An 845-nucleotide genomic window follows, 5' to 3' on the forward strand; every position below is an offset into this window, starting at 1 on the left:
AGAACCTGTTTACGATCTCCGTAATAGCAAAACCAAAAATGCCAAGTGGATGAACTGCAAGCTCGTATTGAGCTTGCGCTCGCAGTTCTTCCACAGCCTCCGACACTTCTCCAGCCAAGCAAATGAGCGCTCCACCACCCAGCGTTTGGGGATCACCGCAAAGCGATGCAGTTCACTGCGCTTGGCGACTTGAACCGTGGCACCCAGTATCTCATGCACCGACTGGGCAAACGGAGTCCCGGTGTAGGCACTATCCACCAGGACACATTGGACGTGTCCCAATCCTGACTGACACCGTTCAAAGGCTGCCAGTGCGCCCTTCCGATCCGTTACATTGGCTGTGGTCACTGCGACGGCATGCGGCAACCCCTGCGTGTCGACCGCAATGTGCCGCTTAATCCCCGATACTTTCTTGCCCGCATCGTAGCCTTTTTGCTCGGCGCTATCGGTGTTCTTGACGCTCTGCGCGTCCACGATCAAGAACGTGCTGCAGACGTTGCGCCCCTGTTTCGTACGGGCCTCGCCAACCTGATTTTTTTAATGCCCGCTCCAGCAGGCTCATTCCTTGGTCATCAGGTGCACGCCATTTGGAGAAATACGAGTACACTGTTTGCCACTTGGGGAAGTCGTTGGGCAGGGCCCGCCACTGGCAGCCTGTGCGTAGCAGATAAAGCACTGCACACCACACCTCGTACAGATCCACGGTACGCGGCTTGGTGCGCTTACTGGCCTGTTCCAATAACGGTCTGACGGCTTCAAATTGTGCTCGCGTAATGTCGCTGGGGTATGTTTTTCGTTTCATCCGTCCAGTATCGGCTATTGGCGAAAGATTTCAAACAGGTTCT

Annotated in this window: 1 protein-coding gene; it reads right to left on the reverse strand. The window is 55.1% G+C overall.

Annotation, left to right across the window (positions count from 1 at the left end; all coding sequences use genetic code 11):
• Positions 1-9 precede the first annotated feature (9 nt).
• Positions 10-802, reverse strand: a protein-coding gene (locus tag DA373_RS16035) for an IS5 family transposase (RefSeq protein WP_107853260.1) whose coding sequence is annotated in 2 segments (ribosomal slippage) — positions 10-532 and positions 531-802 — 795 coding nt in all. Because the reading frame shifts where the segments join, the coding sequence is not laid out codon by codon here.
• Positions 803-845: the final 43 nt, after the last annotated feature.

Origin of the sequence: Oceanimonas marisflavi (genome assembly GCF_003049725.1) — a bacterium.
Lineage (GTDB): Bacteria > Pseudomonadota > Gammaproteobacteria > Enterobacterales > Aeromonadaceae > Oceanimonas > Oceanimonas marisflavi.